The organism is Candidatus Leptovillus gracilis, from assembly GCA_016716065.1.
GTDB lineage: Bacteria > Chloroflexota > Anaerolineae > Promineifilales > Promineifilaceae > Leptovillus > Leptovillus gracilis.
The window spans coordinates 92,962-117,178 of sequence record JADJXA010000008.1 but is presented as its reverse complement, the minus strand read 5'-3'; the positions used below and the strand labels follow the sequence as shown (position 1 = coordinate 117,178).

23 protein-coding genes are annotated in these 24,217 nt (G+C 56.2%); 13 read left to right on the top strand and 10 right to left on the bottom strand.

Going from position 1 to position 24,217, the window contains the following annotated elements; translation table 11 throughout:
* Nucleotides 1–12: 12 nt before the first annotated feature.
* A complete protein-coding gene (locus tag IPM39_19645; protein ID MBK8988250.1) occupies nt 13–1,818 on the top strand; it encodes an SWIM zinc finger domain-containing protein in 1,806 nt (601 codons plus the stop codon).
* A gap of 65 nt (nt 1,819–1,883) precedes the next feature.
* Here IPM39_19645 and IPM39_19640 read toward each other — a convergent pair whose 3' ends face one another.
* A complete protein-coding gene (locus IPM39_19640) occupies nt 1,884–3,326 on the bottom strand; it encodes a tetratricopeptide repeat protein (GenBank protein ID MBK8988249.1) in 1,443 nt (480 codons plus the stop codon).
* A gap of 121 nt (nt 3,327–3,447) precedes the next feature.
* Between IPM39_19640 and IPM39_19635 the strand changes: the two genes are divergently transcribed.
* A complete protein-coding gene (locus tag IPM39_19635) occupies nt 3,448–3,585 on the top strand; it encodes a hypothetical protein (protein ID MBK8988248.1) in 138 nt (45 codons plus the stop codon).
* A gap of 16 nt (nt 3,586–3,601) precedes the next feature.
* Here the strand turns inward: IPM39_19635 and IPM39_19630 are convergent, their stop codons facing one another.
* The 4 genes from IPM39_19630 to IPM39_19615 form a co-directional block, all read right to left on the bottom strand.
* Nucleotides 3,602–4,453, bottom strand: coding sequence for a hypothetical protein (locus IPM39_19630; protein ID MBK8988247.1), 852 nt, complete (start codon nt 4,451–4,453; stop codon nt 3,602–3,604).
* A gap of 1 nt (nt 4,454) precedes the next feature.
* A complete protein-coding gene (locus IPM39_19625; GenBank protein MBK8988246.1) occupies nt 4,455–4,769 on the bottom strand; it encodes a type II toxin-antitoxin system PemK/MazF family toxin in 315 nt (104 codons plus the stop codon).
* A 4-nt stretch (nt 4,770–4,773) separates the two neighbouring features.
* A complete protein-coding gene (locus IPM39_19620; protein MBK8988245.1) occupies nt 4,774–5,031 on the bottom strand; it encodes an AbrB/MazE/SpoVT family DNA-binding domain-containing protein in 258 nt (85 codons plus the stop codon).
* A gap of 85 nt (nt 5,032–5,116) precedes the next feature.
* Nucleotides 5,117–9,649 carry a helicase gene (locus tag IPM39_19615; protein MBK8988244.1) on the bottom strand — a complete coding sequence of 1,511 codons (4,533 nt, stop codon included), beginning with the start codon at nt 9,647–9,649 and terminating at the stop codon, nt 5,117–5,119.
* A 422-nt stretch (nt 9,650–10,071) separates the two neighbouring features.
* On the opposite strand from IPM39_19615, the gene IPM39_19610 reads away from it, so the two are divergent.
* The 3 genes from IPM39_19610 to IPM39_19600 all read left to right on the top strand — a co-directional run bounded on the left by IPM39_19610 (nt 10,072) and on the right by IPM39_19600 (nt 11,434).
* The gene (locus IPM39_19610) at nt 10,072–10,230 is read left to right on the top strand and encodes a hypothetical protein (protein MBK8988243.1); all 159 of its coding nucleotides are present in this window, start codon (nt 10,072–10,074) and stop codon (nt 10,228–10,230) included.
* 88 nt (nt 10,231–10,318) lie between these two features.
* Nucleotides 10,319–10,600 (top strand): hypothetical protein, encoded by a 282-nt coding sequence (locus IPM39_19605; GenBank protein ID MBK8988242.1) that lies wholly within the window; start codon nt 10,319–10,321, stop codon nt 10,598–10,600.
* A gap of 249 nt (nt 10,601–10,849) precedes the next feature.
* Nucleotides 10,850–11,434 carry a hypothetical protein gene (locus IPM39_19600; GenBank protein ID MBK8988241.1) on the top strand — a complete coding sequence of 195 codons (585 nt, stop codon included), beginning with the start codon at nt 10,850–10,852 and terminating at the stop codon, nt 11,432–11,434.
* 52 nt (nt 11,435–11,486) lie between these two features.
* On the opposite strand, the gene IPM39_19595 is transcribed toward IPM39_19600, so the two are convergent.
* Nucleotides 11,487–13,163, bottom strand: a complete 1,677-nt coding sequence (locus IPM39_19595) for an amidase (protein ID MBK8988240.1) — start codon at nt 13,161–13,163, stop codon at nt 11,487–11,489.
* 730 nt (nt 13,164–13,893) lie between these two features.
* On the opposite strand from IPM39_19595, the gene IPM39_19590 reads away from it, so the two are divergent.
* Together IPM39_19590 and IPM39_19585 are read left to right on the top strand one after the other, a co-directional pair.
* On the top strand, nt 13,894–14,406 hold the full coding sequence (locus IPM39_19590; GenBank protein ID MBK8988239.1) for a hypothetical protein: 513 nt from the start codon (nt 13,894–13,896) through the stop codon (nt 14,404–14,406).
* Nucleotides 14,403–15,209, top strand: coding sequence for a nucleotidyl transferase AbiEii/AbiGii toxin family protein (locus tag IPM39_19585; GenBank protein ID MBK8988238.1), 807 nt, complete (start codon nt 14,403–14,405; stop codon nt 15,207–15,209). The genes IPM39_19590 and IPM39_19585 overlap by 4 nt, the downstream gene beginning before the upstream one ends.
* 67 nt (nt 15,210–15,276) lie before the next feature.
* On the opposite strand, the gene IPM39_19580 is transcribed toward IPM39_19585, so the two are convergent.
* The 3 genes from IPM39_19580 to IPM39_19570 form a co-directional block, all read right to left on the bottom strand.
* A complete protein-coding gene (locus IPM39_19580) occupies nt 15,277–15,504 on the bottom strand; it encodes a hypothetical protein (GenBank protein MBK8988237.1) in 228 nt (75 codons plus the stop codon).
* Nucleotides 15,455–16,654 (bottom strand): hypothetical protein, encoded by a 1,200-nt coding sequence (locus tag IPM39_19575; protein ID MBK8988236.1) that lies wholly within the window; start codon nt 16,652–16,654, stop codon nt 15,455–15,457. The genes IPM39_19580 and IPM39_19575 overlap by 50 nt, the downstream gene beginning before the upstream one ends.
* Nucleotides 16,655–16,814: 160 nt before the next feature.
* Nucleotides 16,815–17,774, bottom strand: coding sequence for a hypothetical protein (locus tag IPM39_19570; protein ID MBK8988235.1), 960 nt, complete (start codon nt 17,772–17,774; stop codon nt 16,815–16,817).
* A 112-nt stretch (nt 17,775–17,886) separates the two neighbouring features.
* On the opposite strand from IPM39_19570, the gene IPM39_19565 reads away from it, so the two are divergent.
* The 6 genes from IPM39_19565 to IPM39_19540 all read left to right on the top strand — a co-directional run bounded on the left by IPM39_19565 (nt 17,887) and on the right by IPM39_19540 (nt 20,764).
* The gene (locus IPM39_19565) at nt 17,887–18,096 is read left to right on the top strand and encodes a hypothetical protein (GenBank protein ID MBK8988234.1); all 210 of its coding nucleotides are present in this window, start codon (nt 17,887–17,889) and stop codon (nt 18,094–18,096) included.
* 295 nt (nt 18,097–18,391) lie between these two features.
* A complete protein-coding gene (locus IPM39_19560; GenBank protein MBK8988233.1) occupies nt 18,392–18,718 on the top strand; it encodes a UPF0175 family protein in 327 nt (108 codons plus the stop codon).
* Nucleotides 18,715–19,185 carry a DUF3368 domain-containing protein gene (locus tag IPM39_19555; GenBank protein MBK8988232.1) on the top strand — a complete coding sequence of 157 codons (471 nt, stop codon included), beginning with the start codon at nt 18,715–18,717 and terminating at the stop codon, nt 19,183–19,185. The genes IPM39_19560 and IPM39_19555 overlap by 4 nt, the downstream gene beginning before the upstream one ends.
* A gap of 194 nt (nt 19,186–19,379) precedes the next feature.
* Nucleotides 19,380–19,820, top strand: coding sequence for a helix-turn-helix domain-containing protein (locus IPM39_19550; protein MBK8988231.1), 441 nt, complete (start codon nt 19,380–19,382; stop codon nt 19,818–19,820).
* 45 nt (nt 19,821–19,865) lie between these two features.
* Complete coding sequence (locus tag IPM39_19545) at nt 19,866–20,495, top strand: IS630 family transposase (protein ID MBK8988230.1); 630 nt, start codon at nt 19,866–19,868, stop codon at nt 20,493–20,495.
* A 110-nt stretch (nt 20,496–20,605) separates the two neighbouring features.
* Complete coding sequence (locus tag IPM39_19540; protein ID MBK8988229.1) at nt 20,606–20,764, top strand: hypothetical protein; 159 nt, start codon at nt 20,606–20,608, stop codon at nt 20,762–20,764.
* A 37-nt stretch (nt 20,765–20,801) separates the two neighbouring features.
* On the opposite strand, the gene IPM39_19535 is transcribed toward IPM39_19540, so the two are convergent.
* Nucleotides 20,802–24,128, bottom strand: coding sequence for a tetratricopeptide repeat protein (locus tag IPM39_19535; GenBank protein MBK8988228.1), 3,327 nt, complete (start codon nt 24,126–24,128; stop codon nt 20,802–20,804).
* Between the last annotated feature and the right edge of the window lie 89 nt (nt 24,129–24,217).

Sequence of the window (24,217 nt, the reverse complement as noted above, 5' to 3'; positions counted from 1 at the left end):
TAATGGAGAACGATGACTCAGACATACCAGATTAAAGAGACCGATATACAGGCCCTCGCCAGCGCCGAATCATTTGCGCGGGGTCAACGCTATTTCGACGAGGGCGCCGTTTTGGAAGTGACCCGGCGCGGCAACCTGATCGCCGCCGAGGTAGCAGGCAGCGATTACGAACCCTATAGCGTCCAGGTAACGCTGGCCGATTCCGGCATCGGCGATACCATTTGTTCCTGCCCCTATGATTGGGGTGGCATTTGCAAACACATTGTCGCCACCCTGCTGGCCGCCATCCACCAACCAGAAACCATCACCGAAAAAACGCCCATCGCCACGCTCCTGGCCGGCCTGACGGCCGAGCAGTTGTGCCAGATACTCCTGGGGGTAGCGGAGATGGGGCCGGAAGTTGCCGACGCCGTGGAGCGGGAAGTGGCCTGGCTGCGCGACCGCCCCATCACGCCAACTGCGGCTGCCGCTGCGAGTCCTTTGCCTGCGGTAGACCTGGGCGCGGTAAGCCGCGAGATTCGCAAGGATTTCCGACTGGCGGGCAAGGGCGACAATTTCAAGCACGGCTACTACGATGAATACGCGGGCATGGAAGTGGACCCGGACGAGATTTTGGAGCCGCATCTGGAAAAGATAGAGGAGTTGTTGGATGGGGGAGATGGGGCAACGGCCGTTTCCCTCATCTCTACTATCATAGACGCATATATAGATGGCCTGACCGAACTCGACGAATGGGTGTACGAATACAACGAGGACGTCCTGGGCGAGGCGGCGCTGACGCTGGGCGCGGCGTTGGCCGAGGTGCTGTTAAGCCTGGAACTGACGCCACAGGATGAGGCAGAGTGGTTAGATCAGATCGAGGAGTGGGCTGAAGGATTGGGCGACCTGGAGATTGCGGAAACGGCCGTTCAGCACGGTTGGTCCTATCCGCCGCTGGTCGCCGCCCTGCAAGGCCAGATCAGCGACAAAGGGGCCTGGGCAGACGAAGCGCCCGATTACTTTGAGGAATTGGCGCTGGCGCGCCTGCGCATTTTAGCGCGGCAGGGTCGAGCGCAAGAATACATCTATCTGGCAGAAGCAGAAGGGCAAACGGCGTTAGCCATCAACATGATGGCCCAAAGCGGCGACGCAGGTAAAGCCATCGCCGCAGCGCGGGCTTACCTCGATGACCCAACGGACATTCTTGCCCTGGCGCATATTTTGGCCGCCAAAGGGGAGATGGACGCCGCCCTGACCATCGCCGAACATGGTCTGAGTCTGGAACGGGCGCAGGGGAAGGTGGCGTTGGCGCGCTGGCTGCGGAAGGGGGCAACGGCCGTTGGCAACCAGCCCTTGGCCATGAAAGCGGCTCAGGCGGCCTTTAGCGGCAGCTATGAATTGGCCGATTACACGGCCGTGCAGCAATTAGCGGGCAGCGAATGGCAGACTATCCAACCGCAGCTACTACAAACATTGGCGAGAAGCGGGCCGGCCACGCACAAGGTCGCCATCTACCTGCACGAGAAGATGCTTGTTCAGGCGATGCAGGCATTGGACAGAGACGGGTTTTGGCTGGAAGGCGAGTTACGCCAGGTGGTTGAAGCGACCAGAGGAAAATACCCTGACTGGGGCATCCAAATATACCAGCGGAAAGCGGAGGCGATTATGGATGCGGGGAAGGCGGGGGCGTATGAAACGGCCGTTGTCTGGCTGCGCCAGGCCCGCGAGATTTACCAGCAGCACCACCGCCTGGCCGAATGGCAGGACTATCTGGACGCTGTTTTGGCAACTCATCAGCGTAAGTACAAGTTGGTTCCCTTGCTGCGGGCCATTCGCTAATCCCCGCTCTTTTGGGGCCACAGATGGCCGGGGCGTTAGACTGGCTGCGTGGTGTTTCAACTGAATCACTCTGCCAGCAATCCTAACGTCATGGCCGCCACACCTGGTCGGCCACCTTGGGCCAGATAGATAAAGTAGCCGTTAAATGGCGAACCATATGGACTTTCCAGGTCGCTGTCCACACGCACCTTTAAGTGAGAGGGCATTTTGTCGGCGAACAAACGGCCGTTGCCATTGCCCACTAATTCGCCATTCTTCATCGCCAACAGATAATTGAAAGGCGGCTCGTCCGAGTAGTAGGCCAGGATCGCCATATCACGACAGGTATACTCGTTTGCCTGCCGTATCAACAACTTGAGTACGCCGATGAAATGCCGGACATCGGTCGCCTCCATTCGCGCCACGCCAAAAGGTCCGCTAGCATAAACCGTTCCATTACGCGCATTCTCCGCGTCTTCCAGCACAAAACCGACTTCCGGATCAAGCGTCAGAGTCACGCTGCCACTGCGATAAACGCGCGGCTGTCTCATCCGCCCTTTGACCAGCGGCCCATAGCGCTGTAACTGCGCAGTTATCGGCGCCGGTGGGTCTTCTGGCTTCGGGCCGGCGCCAGCTTCATACAAAGCTTGTTGCGCCGGTTCATAATCGGGCTGGATGGTTAGCGCTTGCCGCCAGAATGCCACTGCTTCTTCCGTTTGGTTCCATTGCAGGTGAACCTGACCCATCTTTTGCAGGGCCGGCGTGTAGGTTTTGTCTCGCTCCAGGGCGCGCTTGAGCCAAATCAGGGCCTCCTCTGGCTGGTTGGTCTCCATGTAGCAGTAACCGATGTTGTAGAGGGTAGGGACGTATTGTGGTTCCAGGACGTGGGCTGCCAGGAAGCTGGTCAGGGCGGCGGCGGGCTGTTTCTGGCGTAGCAAAGCCAACCCTAGAGCAAAGTGACCTTCCGGCCGCTCATTGATGATGCTGATTAGCCGTCGCGCTTTGCGTTCTACCAGGTCAAAGTCGCCCATGTCTATGTTGGTTTCTAGCTGCGCTTCCAGATGTTGATATAGAAAGTTGCCCGACGGCCGTTCCCCCCGCATCTCTTGCTGCAAATCGTCAATCATCTCGTCTATCCCAAGCTGCTGTGCTTTGGCCGGTTCCAATTGGCGAAATTGTTCAAGCGACTGGATGGCTTCTGCCAATCGCCCGGCGCAGCCATAGGTAATGGCCCGACCAAACTGCATATCGGGATTTTCGGCCATTAATGCGGCTATTTCATCCCAGACAACCAGCGCCTCATCATACAAACCCATTTCCAGGTAACAGGCGGCCAGGTTGTGATAGATGGGCAACCGTTCAAGGGGATTGTCCATGCCTTGCATGAACTTCTTGAAGCGGTCTATCGCTTCGGCCCACTGTTCATTGCCCAGGGCGGCCAATGCCGCCACCCATTGCTTTGCCTGTGGGGATGGCCGGTTGGCAGGTGCGTTTCGTTTGCGTCTGCTAAACTGCCGTCGTTTACTCATGGTGGTTTTTCACTTAAGGCCGCTAATTTTTACCCTCGCGCCGCCGATAGACCAGGCCGTGTCGGCGCGAAAAAGCCATTTTACCATGATCTTACTTTGCCTCAATTGGCCTTGGTGGGCTATGGTTAATTTCGGAGCGCTGAGTTTGATCGCCACGGCTACTGAAACGACGTTCGCCGACCGTCTGGAGAAAATTCGGGTCATTTATGCGCGGCGGGCGGCGTTGATCCGGGGGTTTGATCAGGCGAATTTACTGTGAGGGGAGGTAGATTGTTTCAACCATCTTCGGCGTTTTCCGATTGATAGGCGATCTGCACGGCCGTTTCCGTCGCCGCATCATACGCCTTCACCAGCCAGCGCCGGGCATCCGGCATAAAATCAGGGTCGCCCAGCCGCTCCAGCAGCGGGTAGGGGGCGTCGGGTGGGGCGATGTGGACGGTGAACTGCTCGATCTGCGGGCCGATTTGCCAGAAGGCGGCCAGCGATTCGCTGAGGGGTGGCGCGGGGGTGTATTCGGGGGCAACGGCCGTTTCCCCTTCCGCCGCGCCTGTGCCCAAAGCGGCCACAATTTCATCCTGCGTCTTGCCGCGCAGCCGGAACAGCAGGAATGGGTCTTCGTCGAACCGTTCCGCCAGAATGTAATGGGTCGCCGCCAGATGTTTGCACACATCGGCCCAATCGGGACAGTTACAATCTTGCTTTAAATCCCGTTTACCAGGGAATAAATCCAGCCTGGCGGCCTGAAACGCTTCCTCGATCTCCTGCGGCATCTCCCCGGCGAGCAACTGGGCCACGAAGAACGGCCGTTCCGCCAACGCCGCCAACACCTTCTCCCAATCCCGCTCCGAAAGCGACGTCAATTCAATCGAAATTTTGTATGGCGTCCGCCGCGACCCCTGCACCTTGGCGCTGATCTTGCCCTTGCTCTCCTCCAGCGACAGCACCTGTCCTTTGCGGGCGTAGCTGCGCCCCCGCTGCAAACGGCCGCTGTCCATCACCCGCTCCATCGCCTTAATCCAGCGCGTCGCCCACCAACTCTTCACAAACTCGCCGCGCTTGCTTTTAGACTTGATGCCTTCGTCCGTCTCGATCGGTGTGGTTGGTTTGAAGTTGTAATACCAGCTCATACTAACACGCAAACATCTCTTGTAATACAGCGCACAAGCTGCTTATGGTTTGCCTGTCCACTGCCCCCAATCTTTGATAAAGGCGCTGTTTGTCTACCGCCCGCATCTGATCCAGCAAAATAAACCCATCCTTGTCCTGAAATCGGGTGGCGACACGTCCCGGAAACATAAATCCCTTGCTGGTTAACGGCGCGACAATAACAGTTGAGAGGGGGTTCATCTCATCGGGCGAAATAATGACACACGGCCGCGTCTTGTTAATTTCGCGCCCAACCGTCGGGTCTAAACCGACCAGCCATACTTCAAACCGTTTCATGTAGTTACCACTCCCAATCATCATCTGTGGTCAGAGGCGCATCGAGCCATTCTGTGTCGGCCGTTCCCTCGGCATGGGTCTGCAAAGCCTTACGAATGTGCTGTTCCCATTCCTGTCGTGGCTGTTTGCGAAGGGGTTTAATCAACAAGCCATCCGCCATCACCGCAAACTCAAGCTCCTGACCCGCCAGCCCAGCCTGTTCAATCACTGTTTTCGGAATACGAACGCCTTGGGAATTGCCAATTTTAATGAGGGTAGTCATATCTCTCTCCTGCGCGAACCTTCAGACAGCCAATCATCATCATCATTGTTATTATAATGTAATTACAATCAACCAGCAATCGCCCTCACTGCCTGAGCTTCACCAAATCGCGCAAATCGCTTGTATTCATCTCCGTGAGCCAGTTTTCACCGCTGCCGATGATGCTGTTCGCCAGCGCCTTTTTGTCTTCTATCATCGCGTCTATGCGCTCTTCCAGCGTGCCCAGGCAGACGAATTTGTGAACGAGAACGTTTTTCGTCTGGCCGATGCGGAAGGTGCGGTCGGTGGCCTGGTCTTCGACGGCCGGATTCCACCAGCGGTCGAAGTGGAAAACATGATTGGCGCGGGTCAGATTCAGCCCCGTGCCGCCCGCTTTGAGCGACAGCAGGAAGACAGGCGGCCCATCATCGCGCTGGAATTGTTCGACCATGGCGGCTCGTTTTTTGGGCGGCACGCCCCCATGCAAATAGAGCGTCGGTACGCCGAACGTCTCCTGAATATACCCCTTCAGCAGCCCGGCCATCTCGGTAAACTGGCTGAAGATGAGCAGCCGGTCGCCTTCGGCCAGGATTTCTTCCAGCAGGGCGGTGAGGCGTTCGAGTTTACCGGAACGGCCGTTATCCTCCCCCACATTATACGTTTGCGTCTGGTGCAAATACTGCGCCGGATGGTTGCACACCTGCTTGAGCTGCATCAACATGCTCAACACCAGCCCCTTGCGCGCCATGCCGCCCTCTTCCTGCTCTTCGATGGCCGCCAGCGCATCGCGCACGACGGCTTCGTACAGCGTGGCCTGCTCTTCGCTGAGGTGGCAGTAGACCTTCATCTCCTGCTTGTCGGGCAAATCCTGGATGACGGTGGGGTCGGTTTTCACGCGGCGGAGGAGGAACGGCCGTGTCACCTGACGCAATCGCTGCGCCGCCTCCTGGTCGCCATACTTCTCAATCGGCAGCACATACTCCTCGCGGAACTGCTTCTGCCCGCCCAAAAAGCCGGGGTTAAGAAACTGCATGATAGACCACAACTCCGACAGCCGGTTTTCCACCGGCGTGCCCGTCAGGGCCAGGCGAAAATCGGCCGGGAGCTTGCGGATGGTTTGCGCCTGCTTGGTGTTGGCGTTTTTGATGTTTTGCGCCTCGTCGAGCACCACGCCAAACCAGTCAATCTGCTGCAGCGTTTCCGCGTCGCGCCGCACCAGGGCGTAACTGGTCAGCACCATGTCGCTGGCCTGCGCGGCGGCCACGAATTCCGCTTCGCGCAGCCGGTCGCCGCCCTGGTGGACCATCACCCGCAAGCCGGGGGTGAATTTGCGTTGCTCCAATTCCCAGTTGGTGACAACGGAGGTGGGGCAGATGAGCAAAATCGGCGCGGGCAGGCTTTCAGTTTCTTCCTTTAATTGCTGGATAAGGGAGAGCGTCTGAACCGTGTTGTGGCAAATCATATTGTTCGCCACAAAGTTGTGATGATGAGCAACTTCAAAATCATACACCCACCCTTCATAATCAATTTGCTCAACGCGCTTCACCCGACAATAAAAGACTTCCTCATTCAAGAAACGTTGTAGCCGGGCACTGTACTCAGATAAAACTTCATCATCCAGTTCTTTATACGCAGCCAGGGTCTGCTCAGTCCATTTAGATCGTGGTTTTTGTTGGTACGCTGCTAGCGACTCTCCCGTAATGACACGATTCAAATTGGTGACAACCCGGTTCAGACTTTCTCTGGAGAATTCTTGTGTTCCATTCACGTACACCGTGTTATACATTCCTAAAGGGCGTAGTGGCAGTTTCGTCTCCTGCACTAAACGAGCAATCAAATGCGATGCCGGAACCCCCTCAACATTCGTATTGCTTGCTCCCTGGCAAATCTGGCCTAGTTTTTTCTGCTTCTTTTCGCTTAAAAACCCGATGCTTTGCTGAAACAGCCGGGCACTATGACCGCCAAATGTGCCTACGTAATACGTCTGATAGATGCCACTGCCATTTGTGGCTCTTTTTTGTCTGGCGTTTATGCGTAACCACACGCCAAAACGGCGTAACAAAACAGCCAGTTGCATTACCAGTTCTTGGGAGGCTGAACTTATCTCAACTGTACGCATTTTCAAGGAAACGGAACCTTCTGCCTCAAAGAAATGTTTCAGGAACAGAGCAACGGCCGTACTGTCGGCCTGCATGATAAACGGTGGAATTTTCTTTCCGGCCGACTTATGCCCCCATTCATATCCGTTAGCTTCCAAAAAGGATTGATATGCGCGGCTATTCAGCGTTAAATAGGGAGATTTTGCAGATGGTTCATGAATTTTAGGTTGGTTAATCTCCAGAGCAAATTGTTGGGCAATCTGTTGCAGGCATACTTCTAACTCGTTTAAGCGACTTATCTCCTTTTGGGTAATGTGGACAGTCGCACGCTCTTTTAGTTCATATCCCTCGGCGATTTGCCAGGCCAGAAATTGTACCAATGACGGGGAAACTGCATTGCCATCCCAGGGCAGTTTGGCTGGAACGCCCACATAGTCGCCCAATTGAAAGTGGTTAGTCCAGCCAGAAGGTGTCCATAACTGGTGGCGACAAGTGATGGTTATTGTCGATCCATCCTCTAACACAATCCGCTGCATAGGCTCTCGAATCGCTTGACGATATAGCTTTGTTATTGGGGACGACACGATTTTGCCTGTGTCGTTATCCATCGAGTTGACAATGAGAGATTGGTCTGGTTCAGCCCAGTATCCCTCGCCATCAAATGTTGTCTCCGTGGCAAAGGTTTGCCAAACCTTTTCGGCTGTCAGTAATGTTCCGTTTACAAGAATTTGTGTGTCAGGGGCTACGCACTTGCCCAATCCCATGTCGTCCGCCAGGATGACGCCCAAGCCCCAGCGGCGAGCGAAGTGGAGCCAGGAGTAGCCATATTGTTGATACGGCCGTAACGTCGCCCGCAATCCTTCCGGCATGGGCAGCATCGCCAGCTTTTCCTCCCCTTGCAAGCGATTCAGCCAGCTTTGCAGCCAATCATCCAACTCCACGCCATCCACCGGCAGGCCATTGCGCTGCTGCTCTTCGGCGCTTAAGCCCAGCTTCATCGCCTCCGGCAATGAGAGCGTGCCCTCCATGCCTTGCTGCTCCCAAAAGCGGATGGCGGCCTCGATTTGCTCCGGGTCTAGCTGCACCCATTGGCCGCGAATTTGCACCAGGGGGGATTTGAGGGCCACCAGGGCGTCAAACTCCTCGCGGGTCAATTCGGTATCGCCCAGGGAAAGCTGCCAGCGATAGTTGACGAGCTTTTCCAGGTTCATGTGGCCGGTGGCAACGGCCGTTTGTCCCGTCAACTTCGAGGTGCTGCCCAACTTCAGGCGCACGCCCAATCGCGTGCCCGGTTTGTTCCACCAGGGGGGCACCAGCAGGCCAAATCCGGCGCGCTGCAACTGCGGCGCGCATTGGCGCAAAAAGGCGTAGGCTTCGTCGCCCGTCAGACTCATCCCGGCCGGGCTGCGCTGCTGTAAACTGCGCTCAATCGGCTTAAAGAAGCGGGCGGCGTAGCCTAGGCCGGTGAGCAGCCGCTCCTGCGGCTTGTCGAATTGGCGGTCCAATGCTGGCAGCACGCTGCCTTTCGTTTTCCACACTTCGGCGGCCGGCACGAGCAGGCTGGCGTCGTCGCGGGCTTGCAGCAGGTAGTGAAGCTGCCAGGCGTCTTCCCCTTTTTTGCGGCGCGTGGTTTCTTGCTGGGCGGGCGCTTCCAGGCGCAGGGCGACACGGTACTGTTTGTCGCCGGCGATGGTCAGGGCGCGTTCCCAGGCGCGGAAGCTGCCGGTGAAGTGCTGCATCTGCCCGGCGCTGGCCTGCACGGTCGGGTCGGCGGCGAAGAGCGCCCGCACCCAGGCGGCGGCCGGGTCGGCGGCGGTGGGCAGGAAAAGCTCTTGTTTGGTCGCCCAATCGCGCATGGCGGCGTCGGCCAGGTGGTTGAGGAAGCTGTCTAAAATGGCGCGGGGCGGGATGGTTTCGTCGGGGTTGGCGGCGTCGGCGCGGCAGATGGCGGGCATGGCGGCGGCCAGTTGCGCGGCGCGGTGGGCTTCGGCTTCGCCATCGAGCAAGGGCTGCCAGCGGGCTTCGTAGCGCATGGCTTTCGCGTCGCGCTGGGCAATCAGCGTGGGGCGGATGAGCTGCTGCGCCAGGAGTTCGAGGGTGAAGGTGTAGGCGGTGTGCCAGAAACGGCCGTCTACCCCCAAGCGGTAGGGCGCGGGCATTTCGTTCTGGTGCAGCCAGGTGAGGAGGCGCAGGGTTTGGGCGGCGTCTAGTATGCCGCCGATGACCTGCCAGGGCAGCAAATCGGGCGGATTGTCGTCGGGTTCCCAATCGTGCAGCAGGTCTGGCGAGGGAATTGGCCCGAAGCGGTTGGTGGGCAGCCAGAGGGCGAGGGTTTGGATAGGCAGCTTGCCGCGCAGGCGCACGGCCGTTAACAAACCGCGCAGCCCGTCTCTATCGGCGGCGAAGGGATGGGGTTGGGCCGCTTTTTTGCGCCGGTTGCGGCTGGGTTGGGGAGCAGCGGCCGTTTCTAGCCAGAAGATGGAACGGCCGTTTTCCTCTGGTGTTGTTGGCGTGAGCCAGTGAAGATGGAGAACGTGCATAGCGTTTTTTAATGACAGCCGTGCTGTCATGACCCATTAAAGTGGAGACCCATTGCTTTCATTCTATTGTGCTGCAATTCGCCTGGATTGGCTAGAGGCTTGTTGGCTTGTTTGTCTCAATTTCGTTAAAGAGTTGGCGGGAGCGACTCGCGGTGGACGCGCAGCGGGTGGGGCAGCTAGAAAGCAAAAAGCTCTCGACTAAATCGAGAGCTTTAACCGCTCTGTGCCCAGAGCGGGAGCGATGGGAGCGACGGGCTAGGAGGCATCTCTGGTCACAGGTGTGTGGTTTGGATATGCATGAACTTGGATTGCGTGACCGTTTCATAGAGTTGGGCATTCCTTTGCAGTTAGGCCCGGCCGACAAAGCTGAAGCCCAAGCATTAAGTTCCTGGTTCTCTCAAGAAGAATAGTGCCCAGACCCCATGATGCTGCTGCTGGACAATACAGTTCTCTCCAACTTTGCGTTAACGGGTCGCATTGAACTGTTAACCAAGGCATTGGGGAGCCAGGTCGCCACCACACCGCAAGTAATTGACGAATTTAATGAAGGAATTGCCAGAGGTCGTGTACCAGAAAGATAGACTCGATCTTCGTTTTTCTTGCAACACAAGGGGAATTTTATCATAATCAGCCACATACTAAAGGCTGTCGCCAAAGGTGAATAACCCGGTGTTATTTCTACGCGATTATCTGCCGCCCACGCTGGCCATTGATAGAAAAACGGCCGTTGCCCACGCCGAGAACTTGTACCGAAACGTGATGCAATTGCACATTGATAACGGCCGAAAAACCTATGCAACGGCCGCTTACTACTGCGCCTTGTTGGGCGAAATCGCTGTTTATGATGGACGAGAAGCCGAATTTAAGCAGTTTTACCAGGGAGTACTCGACCGCTATCCCCGTCACCGCGCCCTGCGCCAGGAGTTAGCGGCCAAGGTGGAAAAGGAGTAGGGCCTTGGGGAACTCGCGGGGTTGACAGGTCCCAAAATTGATGTGGGTTGTGGTGAACGGCCGTTCCCTACATCGGTCACAGCTTATACCGGGGAATTTGAGCAGGTGTTTTGTTTCCGGTGTCATTGAGAGTGGGAAAGAGGTGGGATGGTGCAGGCAGCATGTTGTGCGGTTTCTCTTGTTGGACAAATCTGCCAAAACAACAGATAATGTGTGCAAATCCTTCGGTATATCCTAAGGTTATGCACAATGAACGACGAGCCGGATTACAATCTTCTCTATGAAACGGCCGAAAGCCAGGCTGGTTATTTCACGGCGGCTCAGGCGAGAAGGCATGGGTTCTCTTGGGAGCGCCTTTCGGACAATGTGAAGCGTGGCCGGTTCCTGCGCATTGTGCGCGGTGTTTATCGTTTGACCCATTTTCCTGGCTCAGACCATGAAGATTTATTTGTGGCCTGGTTGAGGACAGGCCCCCACTCGGTGATTTCTCATGAGAGCGCTTTGACCCTTTATAACCTGTCGGATGTGCTGCCAGGGGAAATCCACGTGATCATCCCCCGCACTGCCTCCAGGCGACGGCCGGGGCTGCGTCTGCATACCAATCAGTTACGCCCAGAAGATGTGACCAATCGGCAGGGATTACCGGTGACAACGGTCGCTCGTACCATTGCCGACGTAGCCATTGCCGGGCTGGCCAAAGAGCATATCGCCCAAGCTATTACAGAGGCGCTGAACAGAGGGTTGACGACAGTGGACGAACTCGCTACTCAAGCAGTTTATCATGGAGGGCGGGCAAGGGAAATCATCCAGGAAGTGTTATCGGAGGACTTCTAGCAGGCTTATGATTTCCGATGAAGGCAGTGATGAAATGCTGGGGGAGATAAACTTAGCCGCCCAAATCAAAGAAAACCTGCGGCTGATGGCGTTCCACCACCCGTTCAGCCGCCAGGGCCAGCCGCAGCAGCGTAGCCTCCTGCCAGTGGCGGCCCATCGCCTGCATCCCGATGGGTAAACCGGCGGCGCTGTACCCGGCCGGGAAAGCAATGGCCGGATGTCCGGTGAAGTTGGCGGGCGAGGCATACCGCATGATTTCCGCCAACGTCGTCAGGTCCGAGTCGCCATCCGGCAGAGCGGCGGCCGGAATGGGCGGCGCGGGCAGCCCGGTCGCCGGCGTCACGATGACATCCACCTCGGCCAATACCTGGTTGAAATTGTGGATAAGCCGCGTGCGCACGCGCTGCGCCAGCACATAATCGGTGGCGAGAAAGCGGCGGGCCAGCGCCAGATTGACGCGCACATCCAGCCCATGTTCCCGCTCATGGTCGGCATAGGTGGCGCTCATTGCCTGCATCATTTCGCTGGCAATGGTGAGGGTGTGGGCCACTCGCCCGGCCTGCAAATCGGGAATCGCCACCTCGCGCACGGCCGCGCCCATGCCGACGAAGCGGTCGAGCAGCGCTTCGCAGGCGGCCACCACATCGGGCGTGGCGTGACGGAACCAGGGCCAGAAGACGCCCAGGGTCAGGCCGCGCAAATCCAGATTGTCCCAGCCCAAGAGCGTCGGGGTTGGCTGCTGCTGGCTGATGGGATCATGCGGGTCAGGCCCGGCCAGGAGGGCGTAGGCCAGCGCCGCGTCGGTGGCGCTGGCCGCCAGCGGGCCGATGTGGGCGACGCTCCAATCCAACTGGAAGGCCCCCTGTTCGCTGACGCGGCCAAAGGTCGGCTTCAGCCCCACCACGCCACAGAACGCGGCCGGGATGCGGATGGAGCCGCCGCCATCGGCCCCAATCGCCACCGGACAGAGACCGGCGGCCACGGCCGCGGCCGAACCGCTGGAACTGCCGCCGGTGTAATGGCCGGGATGGTAGGGATTGCGCGGGGTGCCGTGATGGGGATTCTGGCCGGTGACGCCGATGCCAATCTCGTGCATGTTGGTCTTGCCGAGCAGCAACGCGCCCGCGCCGCGCAGCTTCGCCACAACGGTGGCGTCGGCGGCGGCGGGGGTGCGACCCAAAAAGCGCGTGCCGACGGTGGTGGGATAGGGCCGCATGTCCAGCTCATCTTTGACGGCGACGGGGACGCCATCCCACAGGCTTAACGGCCGTTGCCCCCGGATTCTCTCTGTGGCTTCAGCCGCCTGCCGCCGCACCTCTTCCGCCTGCACGGCGATGAAAGCGCGTAAAGGCGGGTCCGCTGTGTCGGCCGCGGCGATGGCGGCCAGGAAGCGTTCGGCGACTGCGCTGGGGGTGGTGCGGCCGGCGCGGTAGGCCGCCGCGTACTCCATGACCGTGGGGAAGTGAAAGCCGGGGGCAGCGGGCGGGTCTGACGCGGGCAGTTCGGCCGGGGGGATGCCTGCGCTGGCGGGGGGTTGGCCGTTACGTCCGGCCAGCGGGGTGAAGGTTGGCGGTTCGTCGAACCGCTGGCGGCGCAGCCAGGTGATCCCGGCGCTGTCGAGCAGGCTTTTGGTGGCCGCTCCACCGGCTGAACCGGCCAGGAATGAGGCGAACAGCTTTAACGGCCGTCCTGCCAGGTAGGGCATTTTGACTGATTCGAGGTCATACATGGCTTCGGGGTCGATCATGGTATCCTTGTGTCTTGGGGGTGGGTTGGTAAGCGCTCTTATTGTAACCCGAAACGCAGGCAAAGGAGTACGGCCGTCTGTCACTATCCGCTGATGGTTTATTGATTATTGTTCTCAGGCGCTGGCAACCAGTTGGTCTCTGCGTCAGGTGACTTCGGTGGAGGAGTTGGTGGCGGGCACTCCGTTGGTGGAAGTGCCGTTTGATTTGAGGGCATCAGACGACCTGGTAGCCACGTTTGATGTGCTCTTCCCGGTCAATTCGTTTCAGCAGCGTGTCCATGACAGATAGTAGACAGCATGGGAAACGGCCGTTTTCCTCCAGTATGGTTGGCGGGAGCGACTCAGGGTGGAACCCGCAGCGGGTGCGGCACGCAGAAAACAAAAAGCTCTCGACTAAATCGAGAGCTTTTTTGGCTTTTACCCGGAGCGGGAGCGACGGGCTTAGACACCGTTCCAGGTGCAGGTGTGTGGTCTGGGTGCCGGTGGGCGATCTGACTTATTCCCAGCTTATGCTGCGGGTGGTTGGAGTCACCTAATCAAAAATTTCGTTGCATTAATTGACGATTCTGACTACAATCTACTCATGTATTTTCAACAAGTATTGCCCCAATTAGCTTCCTTGCCCTTATTTGAAAGCGGGCAACTTTACGCGGGAACTGATTCCCCCCAGCAGGTACAGCGGCAGCTCGCAGATTGGGTGCGCGCCGGAAAGGTGATTCAATTACAGCGCGGGCTGTACACTCTCGCCTCGCCCTACCACTTAGAACGACCACATAGCTACTTAATCGCCAATCATCTGGCGCGTGGTTCCTATGTCAGCCTGCATACAGCTTTATCCCACTACGACCTCATCCCGGAGCATGTCGCCGTCGTGACCAGCGTCACGACGGGCCGCCCAGGTACCTGGCAAAATCCTTACGGCCGTTTCACTTTTCAACACATTCAACCAGCGCTGTTTTTTGGCTTTGAATACCGGCAGGTAACACAAACACAATGGGCGTACCTGGCGACACCGGAAAAGGCGCTGCTAGACCTTATCTACCTGACGCCCGATGCGGATAGCGAAGGGTATATTCGCGCCTTGCGGCTGCAAAATCTGGATCAGCTTGATGTTGACCGACTGGCCGATTACGTTAAGCGGGCCAACAAACCAAAACTCAAACGCGCCTTATCGCACATCTTACAAGTTGTGGCCGAGGAATTAACAGAGTACGTGACCTTGTGATCCCCTATCTGAAAGCGCAAATTGAGCAGACATTTATCCCGGAAGCGCAAAGAGCGATGGTGCGCGAATATCTGCAAATGCGGATTTTGCAGAGTTTGCAAAACGCTGGGGCCATGATTCCCCTGGCTTTTCATGGGGGAACAGCCTTGCGACTGCTTTACCACATGCCGCGCCATTCGGAGGACCTGGATTTTGCGCTGGAACGACAACGCGAACAGTATGATTTGCGCCGCTATTTGACCGCCATACAACGTGATTTGCAGGCCGAAACATATGACATCGAGATAAAACTGAATGAGCGCCATGTTGTCCACAGCGCCCTCATTCGTTTTCGTGGCTTGTTTCACCGGCTGAACCTGTCGCCGCATGAAACGGAAGTTTTGGCCATCAAACTGGAGATTGATACGAATCCGCCGGCCCAGGCAAGCCTGGCGACGACTCAGGTTCAGCATCATGTTGCTGTTAATTTACAGCATCATGACCAAGCATCCTTGTTAGCTGGCAAGCTTCATGCTCTTTTGCAGCGGGAATACGTCAAGGGACGTGATTGGTATGACCTTTATTGGTACTTGAGCCAACCGCAATGGGCGCTGCCCAACTTCGCCATGTTGAACAATGCTCTGGCTCAATCTGGCTGGGAGAATGGCGTCCTTACATCTGATAATTGGCGCGAGCATGTACAGACACGATTGGCGCAAGTGGCATGGACGCGGGTGGTGGAGGATGTCCAGAGATTCTTAATGAACCCAGAGGAACTGACGAAATTCAGCGCCGAAACGATCAAGAATTTGTTGTTACGGTAAGATTGTTCCAGAGGAACGGAAGCGACGTTTGCCATCTGTAAGGTTGCGGTACTTTTAGGAGGTGCGTTTAGGTCGAGTGCCAGTGCCGGTAAGGATCCCAACTCATTTGGCCCGTTTTTTCGTCAATGTCGGGATATTGCGGCGGTGGCATCCCCTGGTAGGTGGCGATGCGTGGATAGTCTCCTTTGGGGGCCAGGGGATTGATGGTTAGAACCGTCACATCAAATTCATGGTTGTCGCCATAGTCAAATAGATAGAGAAAGACCTGGCCCTCTTGTAAGTTCAGGCGCGCCATCTGAATCTGGTGGGTGTGGACGGCCGTATCGGACCAGGGGCTGCCGATTTCGCTCCTGACGGTCTTGCTGATCGCCGCTTAAATAAAAAGAATAGAGATGGTCATCCATCCAGCGAAAGGTAGATTGAATCGTCAGGTGCAGGTCTTCGAGGGTGTTGTCTTCCGCCAGTTCGATGTCGCGCCAGACTTCGGGCATGGCGCGATGGTTGACGCGCAGCAGATAGCTAGTGACGCTGCCTGTGTGGGCTTTGCGTGATTGGCGGGCATGGCGACGTCCGTAATCGGGATCATATTCGCGGGGCAGATCGGGCGGGTTCTCAAAGTCGTAAGTCTGCGCCGGTTGGCCGAAAAAGGCGCTGCCCAGTGGGTCTGGTTTGAATTCAGGCGTGGGCGGTTCATCCCCGTAGAGGATGGCGGTTAACACGCCCTCGTGCCACAGTTCGTTAAACGGATCGGGTGGGATGGGGTGATGGTAGAAACCGGTTGCCAGCAAATAGGCGGTGAAATCCCACTCGGCCAGGCCATACGGCCGTTGCTGCATCAATTTCTGACCAATCGCCACCAATTCCCGGTTGCGCGCGGCAATGACCGCTTCGTCCCGGTCGGCGCGAGGTTGGAAAAGGACCCGGTATTGTTTGGCCTCGCCATCCACCACGTCAAAGAGCAGATGGTCGCCCGCAGCGGCATCGAGGCTGTGAAACCAGCCCCAAAACGTGGCGTCGGCCGGCGTACCCCAGATGCCACGCGAGAACATGGTGATGGAGAAGACGGCCGTTTCCCCATTGGGCAGGGCAACCTGAACCGGGCTGCGGTCATTGTGTTTCTGACTGGCGAAGAAAGTTGGGCAAAGGGCATCGCGCAGGTCGTCGTCGTAGTACAACTGGTTTTGGGCCAGTTCGGCGGCCTGGATGGTGTGGCGGATGCGGGCGTTGTTGATCAGGCGAGGTTTCCACCCGAAACGGCCGTCGCCGGTAGACACGAGCAATTGGCTCTGGCTGATGGCGTTGCGGATGGTGTTTTTGGGGTTTTTGGTGGTAATGGGCGCGATGTTATTGACTCTGGCCATAATTTCAGCGAACGGCAGCGGTTCCGGGGAGGATTGAACCACTTCATGGGTTAGTTGGGTAAAATTGACTTTGGGTGTCTTCATAGAGACATCTCCTTTGCTCAATGGCTGGTAATTACTAAGGCTCTCTGGAGAGGTTCGATGGTTGGTCAGTTTGAGGGTTGGCTGAAAACCAACCAGCAAACTAACCAACCGGCAAACTTTTCCAGACAGCCTTAGAGGTTTGTCGGCGTCGGGCGAAAATTTACCCTAGGCCGCCACCAAGTAATTTGATACTTTCTGGCCCTATGACGTCTCGGTTTACCCGGTTTTGGTTGAAGGCGGCCCGGATGGCGGGCACGGCCGTTTTGTCCCCCAACTCATCCAAGGCATAAACCAGATAAGCATTCAGATCGGCATGTTTGGCCGGACTGCCGTTTAACAAGTCTATAAATCTGCGCCCAATCAGCGTACCCCGCAAATGCCCTAACACGGTCAGGGCGTGATAAGGCGCCCAACTAGCCGGCTGCCCCGGCCAGCCATTCACCAGGCCCGGGTCAGCCGCCATTTGGCTCAGTTCTGGCAGCACACTGTGCCACTGCGCCTCCTGGGAAAAGTCGGGCATCATTTTCATGGCGGCTTCGTCCAACTGCCAGCCTAAGTTTAATAAAGGCGTCAACAGGGGGCTATAGTTGCCTGGCTTCGGCGCTTTAAAGTTGATCGGTTGGGGTGGTATGTCTCGCGGTGTTATGTCGGTGGCATAACCCAGATGTGTTAATCGGTCCGATTCAAAAACGTCATCTGGGTTAGACATGCCCATCAACATGCGTCGCAGCTGATTGGGATTCTTCGTTTCTTTCGTGATAGCTTCATCAAAGCCACGTTTGGATAAGAAGGGCCTGTTGCCGCCAAACTGGGCAAATAAGAGGCGATAGTGACGGTAAACGGCCGTTTCATCAGTCAAAAATGACGTATGGATATGTCCTTGGTAGCGTTGTAAAACATAGCCAACCTCATACGCGCCAAATTGGCTGACAAGTCTGGTGACAATATTAGGGTCGTTTCCCACTGAGCCAGCTATTAACTGCCGCAAAATCTGGTCGCGTTGAAAGACAATCCTGCGCCAGGTTTGTTGGTCTGGGTAGGTTGTGGGTGGATGATGGGGCGACTGAACGGATTTTGCCGATTGTGGTTTGGATGTTGTGCGAAAGAGTCGTTTTGCCATGACATTATTGTGCTGCAACCCGTCTTGATTGTCTACGTTTTCCCGGTTTTTAGTGTAATCGTGGTAGGGTCGGCGCTCTGCCTGGGCGTAGGCGCATATTGGGTGGCGACGGATGAGAGGTGAACTGATTGGGGATGGTGGGGAAAACGGCCGTTGTCCACAACCTCAAAAGCGTGATGATAACTGTGGTCGCGTGGTCCCAGAATTAGCCATCTACCGGGGAACGGAAACGACGTTTGCCAGCCGTCTGGAGAAAATTTGGGCCGCTTATGCGCGGCGGGCGGCGCTGACGGGACGGTTTGATAAAGCGAATTTGTCGTGAGGGGAAACGGCCGTTTTTCCCCAGTATGGTTGGCGGGAGCGACTCAGGGTGGAACCCGCAGCGGGTGTGGCGCGCAGAAAACAAAAAGCTCTCGACTAAATCGAGAGCTTTTTTAGCTTTTGCCCAGAGCGGGAGCGACGGGTTTGGAGGTAACATTGGGCACAGGTGTGTGGTTTGGGCATCACATGCCGATCATTATCGAATCATCAGCGAAGTTCTTGGAAAGCTCACAGTGATGTAAATATGGTATACTGTTCTCGTTGAATTATCTTCTAAACTTTAGATGGCAGAACCTATGATGTGGTCAGCAGACTGGACTTTTACCTACTTAACCAAATTGCATAAACAGCAACCCAAGCTGGTTAATACTGCGTTGCAGGGAATGCTTGAAAGTAATCCAGACCTGGCCTGGTCACTGGTTGTCAGTGCTTATTTGGATGAGGAAATCAATCTGGGCAAAGCGGCCGAAATGCTGGGTATGCATGAACTTGAATTGCGTGACCGCTTCATAGAGTTGGGCATTCCTCTGCGAATAGGCCCTGTTGACATAGCCGAAGCACGAGCCGAAGCTCAGGCGTTAAGTTCCTGGTTCTCTCAAGAAGATAATAGTCCGACCCCATGATGCTGCTGCTTGACAATACAGTTCTTTCGAACTTTGCGTTAGTGGGTCATATTGAATTGTTAACCATCGCACTGGGGAGCCAGGTCGCAACCACACCACAAGTAATTGACGAATTTAATGAAGGAATTGCCAGAGGTCGTGTACCAGAAACCAGGTTGGATTGGCTTGAAGTCATCAACTTGGAAGCTAAAGAAGAAACGGTGTTCCAGGAATTGTTGATGCGCGTGAATGCAGGCGAAGCTGCCTGTCTGGCTATGGCTGCCCAACGAAACGGCCGTATCCTCACTGATGATCGAGATGCCCGTAAACTGGCAGCCCAATTGAAAATCCCTGTCAGTGGTACGTTAGGCGTTTTATTGCGCCTGGTTGAAATTGATACGTTGACCTTATTGGAAGCGAATGAAATTCTAGGCCAGATGGTTAGCAAAGGGTATCGATCGCCCGTACAGAAACTGGAAGAACTATGACACAATCAAGTTTGCTTTCATCATATTTCTTACAAAACTTGGGTTTCTTTACCCTATAATGTTGGAATCTTTCCCTCAGGTATAAACTGCCCTGATACCTATAAAACAAAAAGAACCCTCAAGTAATTTTGAGAGTTCTTTGTCCTATAGTACCGTAACTTTCTAAAAATGAGGGGTGAGGTTATCCTTGAGGAATGGAAAAAATCTATCATGTTGACCTTACACCTAAACAAAGAAAGCATTTGGAGAAAATAGTGTGCGTGGGCAGCAATAAAGCAAAAGTGATTACCCGCGCTCACATTCTCTTAAAAAGCGACGAAGGTAAAACGGACAAAGAAATTGCCGCGCTGTTATATATTGGTGAAGAAACTGTACGCCGAACACGGCAGCGTTTTTGGCATGACGGTATGGAAATGGCGTTGAATGGCAATCCATACCCGCCGTCCGAACCAAAATTAACGGATGAACAAGAAGCATATTTGGTGGCGTTAGCCTGCAGCGACCCACCGGAAGGATACGCCCAGTGGACAATTGAGTTGCTGACCGAAAAGATGATCGCTGAGGGCATTGTGATGTCCATTAGTCGAGAAAAGGTACGGCTAACCTTAAAAACAACAACCTCAAGCCCTGGCTGATAAAAAGTTGGTGTATTGTCGATTACGCCCTTGTTCATCAGACGAATGGAAGCGATTTTGGCTTTATACCGGCAAGAATACGACCCCAAACGTCCAACGGTTTGTTTTGATGAAGCCAGTTATCAATTGTTGGGTCATGTACGCGACCCTATTCTGGTAAAGCCAGGTGTGTTGGCTAAACAAGATTCAGAATATAAACGCAATGGTACTCGGAACTTGTTTATGATTGTCGAGCCTAAAGCTGGCAAGCGAACAGTACTCATAACTCGCCAGCGCAAAAAACAAGATTTTGCTTATGCGATGCGCTATTTAGTTGACATTTTATACCCTGATGCAGACTGCATTGATGTCGTCATGGACAATCTCAACACGCACAACACCGCTGTTTTAATAGAAGTTTTCGGTAAAGTAGAAGCAGATCGAATTACCAACCGCCTTTGCTTTCATTACACACCGCCGCACGGTTCATGGCTTAACATGGCTGAAATCGAGATTGGCATTATGCGACACCAATGCTTGCGCCGTCGTCTGGCCGATGAATGGACATTGCAAGCCGAACTAATGTCTTGGGAAATGCACAGCAATGACGCTTGTCGCAAAATTCATTGGGGATTCACCGTTGAAGATGCTCGTCGCGTTTTCAAAGAGTATTACCCCTCAAAATTAGAAAGTTGAGGTACTAGGTAAAGCTGCTGTTGGGCATAACGGCCGTTTTCCAAGCCAATATCACGCTCACATTTTCTATCCAACAGGGCCAGGTCGCAAGTTTCTGGTTAGAAACAAGCATGGGTTTATCAGCCGAAGAAATTGCTGGTGAAATGAACCTGACGTTGGCCGATGTCTATACTGCCCTGGCTTACTATCATCTCAACCAGGCTGAAATCGAAGCTGATATTATCGCCAATAGTGAAACGGCCGTCATGAGAGAAATTACCGGTGGTTGAGCCCATAAGCTTTACCTGGATGAACGAAAAAATCATTTCAAAGCGACACATTGCCCTTGTTAATAGTTTGGGTATACCATTGAAGAAGCGCGCGGTGGGCCGGTATATTCTGCCAAAATGCAGTACGAAGGGCTGAATCGTCTATCTTGTCGGCGACCACCTGCAACCGATCATACGCCTGCCGTAACAGTGCATCCGCACGGCCCTCCCCATTCCCATGTAGCACACGATAACAGTTCAGGTAGATTTGTGTCGGCTCATCCACCCCTTGCAGGGGTTGGTCTGCCAGGAAATCAAGCACTTCCTCAACCTGAGACAGGGCAGCGGCCGTCTCCCGTTGCTGCCAGAGCGAAATGGCCAGACCGGCCGTCGCTTCAATCATCAATCCCCATCGCTCGTGCGTTCGCCAGATATCCCGCGATTGGATGAACGCCTCTGCAGCAGATTTGAAATCTCCCTGGTCGTGGAAGACATAGCCCAGGTGTAACCAGGCATAAGCAATAGGTTCGGCCAGGTCGAAGTGCAAGGCCAGCCGCAGGGCCTCCCGGCCGTGCTGCTCGGCCGCTTCCAGCCGCCCCAACTTGCGACTGACCGTACACAGATTATGGCAGGCGTGACTCTCCTGTAAAAGGTCGCCAATGTCGTGGGAGATGTGGCGCGAGCGCTCATGGTAGGACAGGGCTTTTTCCAACTGGCCCAAAGCGGCGTTGACGAAGCCCAGGGCATTCTGGATCCGTGATTCAAGAGGTCGGTTACCCGTAGCCTGGAGCATCGGCAGCGCTTCTTCAAGATACTGGCGGCCGGCCAGGTAATTCTGCGCCTCAATCTCGTTGACCCCCATATAGAGCAGGATAGCTTGCTCCTGTATCCGGTCGCCGACCTCGCGGCTGATCGCTAAGGCTTGTTGCATGTAAAGATTCCCTTGCACTCTCTCCTCCATACTTTGTATGGTTGTGCCGAGGTAACGAAGGGTTTCGCCTTCCAACGCCAGATCTTGTCCACGTCTTGCTTCAGTCAGGCTGGCCTCCAGATATTGCACACTCTTCCGCAACGCACCGTTCTTGGCATGGGCATTTCCCAGCAGCATGAGTCCACGGCCACGACGAACCGAATCGCCTAACTCTTGGGCAAGGTTCACGGCCGTCTCTGCCTGAAGGAGTGCATCGCCCAGTTTTCCCTGCTGAATGAAGAGCCTGGTCTGTTCCAGAAGCAAGTCTATCTGCAGCGACAGTTCCCTGGCGAGTGCGGCATCGTCCTCCGCGCGCCCGGCCACCAGCGCCTGCCCGATCATTTGCTCTCCCTCTGCCAGCAGGCCGACAGCCTGGTAAAAACGGGACAGCCCGATAACGCTGGCCCGGATCGCTGGCCAAATGCCGTCCCCAACCGCCCAAAGCCACGCCTGCCGCACATTATCCAGGTCTTGCTGGATGATCTTGACGGCTTCCTGCGGGTGGCGCCCGTGTAACGCTTCCACCTGGGTTGCAACAAGATTCGTGAAGGTGTCGGCGTGCTGGCGAAAGCCGTGGGTGGCAACGTTTTTGCCCATCTCCAGTAACTCCTCCGCGGCAAACTGGCGCGTGAGCTCGTGCATGTCAAAGCGGGTGCTTCCCGACTGCCGGATAAGCGAACGATAGCGCAAGCCGGTCAGGCCGGTAGGCGTTGCCGCCGCCACCAGGTTGGCCGCTTCTTGCGTGAAGCCGCCACGAAAGACGGACAGCCGGGCCAGGAGCAGTTGCTCCTCAGCGGTGAGCAGCCGCCACGAGTAATCAAAAACGGCCCGGATGCTGCGATGCTGTGGGGCCACGTCGCGCATCGTTGTGCGCAGGCGGTCTACATTCTCAGCGATCACCTGCGCCAGCTCGGCCGGCGAAAGGTCCCGGATCCAACTGGCCGCCAGTTCAAGCGCTAGCGGCAATCCTTCGACGAGACGGCAGATGGCGCTGACATCGCCCCGGTTGTCCACTGTCAGCTTGAACGACTTCTCCACCCGGTGGGCCCGGTCGCAGAAGAGGCGGACAGCGTCGAAGCTGCCGGCCTGTTCAATCTGCTCTGGCACGGGCACGGGCACCGGCAGCCCACGCAGCCGGAACAGATCCTCCGCCTGAACGTCAAGCCGCTGCCGCGACGTTACCAGCAAGACGATGCCGGGGCAGCGGCGGAGGATCGCCAGCAGGACATCAACGGCATCCATCAGATGTTCCAGGTTGTCCACTATCAACAACATCTTCCTGGCTAACAGGTACTGAATGAGTTGCTCCTCCGGCGCCTGCGACGTAGCTCCCAGGAGGCCGAGGACGTCGGCCACGGCCGCCGGGACGTTCTCAACCCTTTCGACGCCCGCCAGCGAAATGAAAAACGTGCCATCGGGGAAACGGTGCAGGTTGGCCCGCGCCGCCTCCAGGGAAAGCCGCGTCTTACCGGCGCCGCCCGGTCCGACCAGGGTGATGAGCCGGTAATCGGGTTGAGCCAGGCGTTGCGCTAATTCCGCCAGTTCCGACTCCCGCCCGAAAAATGGCGTCAGGTTCTCGGGCAGATTGTGGCGATGGATGGCGCTTTCCGGCGCACGGGCCGCCCCAGGCGCGGGTAGGCTGCGGTCCTGAATCTGCTGCGCCAGTTGGATGAGTTCGACGCTCGGCTCGATGCCAAGCTCATTGCGTAAGGTTGTCCGGAATACCTGGTACTGCTGCAAGGCGACATTGTGCTGGTCCTGATAGGCCAGGAGGCGCAGCAAGCGAGACTGGGCGCTGTCATAAAGCGCGTCCTGTTCGAGCTGACGCCGGGTATAAGTAGTGGCTTCCGGGTAACGGCCGTTCTTTTCCAGCCCCTGGGCCAGATCCTCCAGCACCTCCATTGCCTGCAGCAGAAGCCTTTCGCGGCGCACAAAGAGCCATTCCTCAAAGGCCGGGCAATCGTCGAGGTAGAAGCCTTGCAGCAGGGGACCGCGGTACAGGGCAGCGGCCGCAGCCAGTTTCTCGCGGCAGGTGGGACAGTCCGGCCGCCCGGCGTGGGCATGAGCTTCGGTCTGGGCCAGCAGCGATTCAAAGCTAGCCACATCCATGGCGACGGCCGTACTCAGGCGGAAGCCGACGTCAGTGCGAGAAGCGATGAGCGGGGATTCCGTCGCCAGTCCTTCATCAAGCGACTTGCGCAGCCGGGCCAGGGATACGCGCAGGTTATTGCGGGCGTCGGCTTCGGGCAGTTCCGGCCAGAACAGCCCCATCAGGAACTCGCGGCTGTGAACCTGGGCCGCTTCCAGGGCCAGGAAGGCCAGCAGACCCATTACCTTACGCTGCGACGTGAAGCCCTCGCCCGCGGCGCCCTGTGAGACGCGATAACCGCCGAAGAACGAAATCCGCAGCGTCATGGTCAAAAACCAGGAACCTCCAATTACTGCGGCGAATCAGCCGCTAAGTAATGATGAAGTAATGATGCAACGCCATACTGTGATGAATG

Excerpts from the sequence above, each read along its gene's own strand:
- IPM39_19645 (MBK8988250.1), top strand. The coding sequence starts at position 13 with ATGACTCAGACATACCAGATTAAAGAGACCGATATACAGGCCCTCGCC.
- IPM39_19640 (MBK8988249.1), bottom strand. The coding sequence starts at position 3,326 with ATGAGTAAACGACGGCAGTTTAGCAGACGCAAACGAAACGCACCTGCC.
- IPM39_19635 (MBK8988248.1), top strand. The coding sequence starts at position 3,448 with ATGGTTAATTTCGGAGCGCTGAGTTTGATCGCCACGGCTACTGAAACG.
- IPM39_19630 (MBK8988247.1), bottom strand. The coding sequence starts at position 4,453 with ATGAGCTGGTATTACAACTTCAAACCAACCACACCGATCGAGACGGAC.
- IPM39_19625 (MBK8988246.1), bottom strand. The coding sequence starts at position 4,769 with ATGAAACGGTTTGAAGTATGGCTGGTCGGTTTAGACCCGACGGTTGGG.
- IPM39_19620 (MBK8988245.1), bottom strand. The coding sequence starts at position 5,031 with ATGACTACCCTCATTAAAATTGGCAATTCCCAAGGCGTTCGTATTCCG.
- IPM39_19615 (MBK8988244.1), bottom strand. The coding sequence starts at position 9,649 with ATGCACGTTCTCCATCTTCACTGGCTCACGCCAACAACACCAGAGGAA.
- IPM39_19610 (MBK8988243.1), top strand. The coding sequence starts at position 10,072 with ATGATGCTGCTGCTGGACAATACAGTTCTCTCCAACTTTGCGTTAACG.
- IPM39_19600 (MBK8988241.1), top strand. The coding sequence starts at position 10,850 with ATGAACGACGAGCCGGATTACAATCTTCTCTATGAAACGGCCGAAAGC.
- IPM39_19595 (MBK8988240.1), bottom strand. The coding sequence starts at position 13,163 with ATGTATGACCTCGAATCAGTCAAAATGCCCTACCTGGCAGGACGGCCG.
- IPM39_19580 (MBK8988237.1), bottom strand. The coding sequence starts at position 15,504 with ATGGCGCGCCTGAACTTACAAGAGGGCCAGGTCTTTCTCTATCTATTT.
- IPM39_19575 (MBK8988236.1), bottom strand. The coding sequence starts at position 16,654 with ATGAAGACACCCAAAGTCAATTTTACCCAACTAACCCATGAAGTGGTT.
- IPM39_19570 (MBK8988235.1), bottom strand. The coding sequence starts at position 17,774 with ATGGCAAAACGACTCTTTCGCACAACATCCAAACCACAATCGGCAAAA.
- IPM39_19565 (MBK8988234.1), top strand. The coding sequence starts at position 17,887 with ATGAGAGGTGAACTGATTGGGGATGGTGGGGAAAACGGCCGTTGTCCA.
- IPM39_19560 (MBK8988233.1), top strand. The coding sequence starts at position 18,392 with ATGATGTGGTCAGCAGACTGGACTTTTACCTACTTAACCAAATTGCAT.
- IPM39_19555 (MBK8988232.1), top strand. The coding sequence starts at position 18,715 with ATGATGCTGCTGCTTGACAATACAGTTCTTTCGAACTTTGCGTTAGTG.
- IPM39_19550 (MBK8988231.1), top strand. The coding sequence starts at position 19,380 with ATGGAAAAAATCTATCATGTTGACCTTACACCTAAACAAAGAAAGCAT.
- IPM39_19545 (MBK8988230.1), top strand. The coding sequence starts at position 19,866 with ATGGAAGCGATTTTGGCTTTATACCGGCAAGAATACGACCCCAAACGT.
- IPM39_19540 (MBK8988229.1), top strand. The coding sequence starts at position 20,606 with ATGGGTTTATCAGCCGAAGAAATTGCTGGTGAAATGAACCTGACGTTG.
- IPM39_19535 (MBK8988228.1), bottom strand. The coding sequence starts at position 24,128 with ATGACGCTGCGGATTTCGTTCTTCGGCGGTTATCGCGTCTCACAGGGC.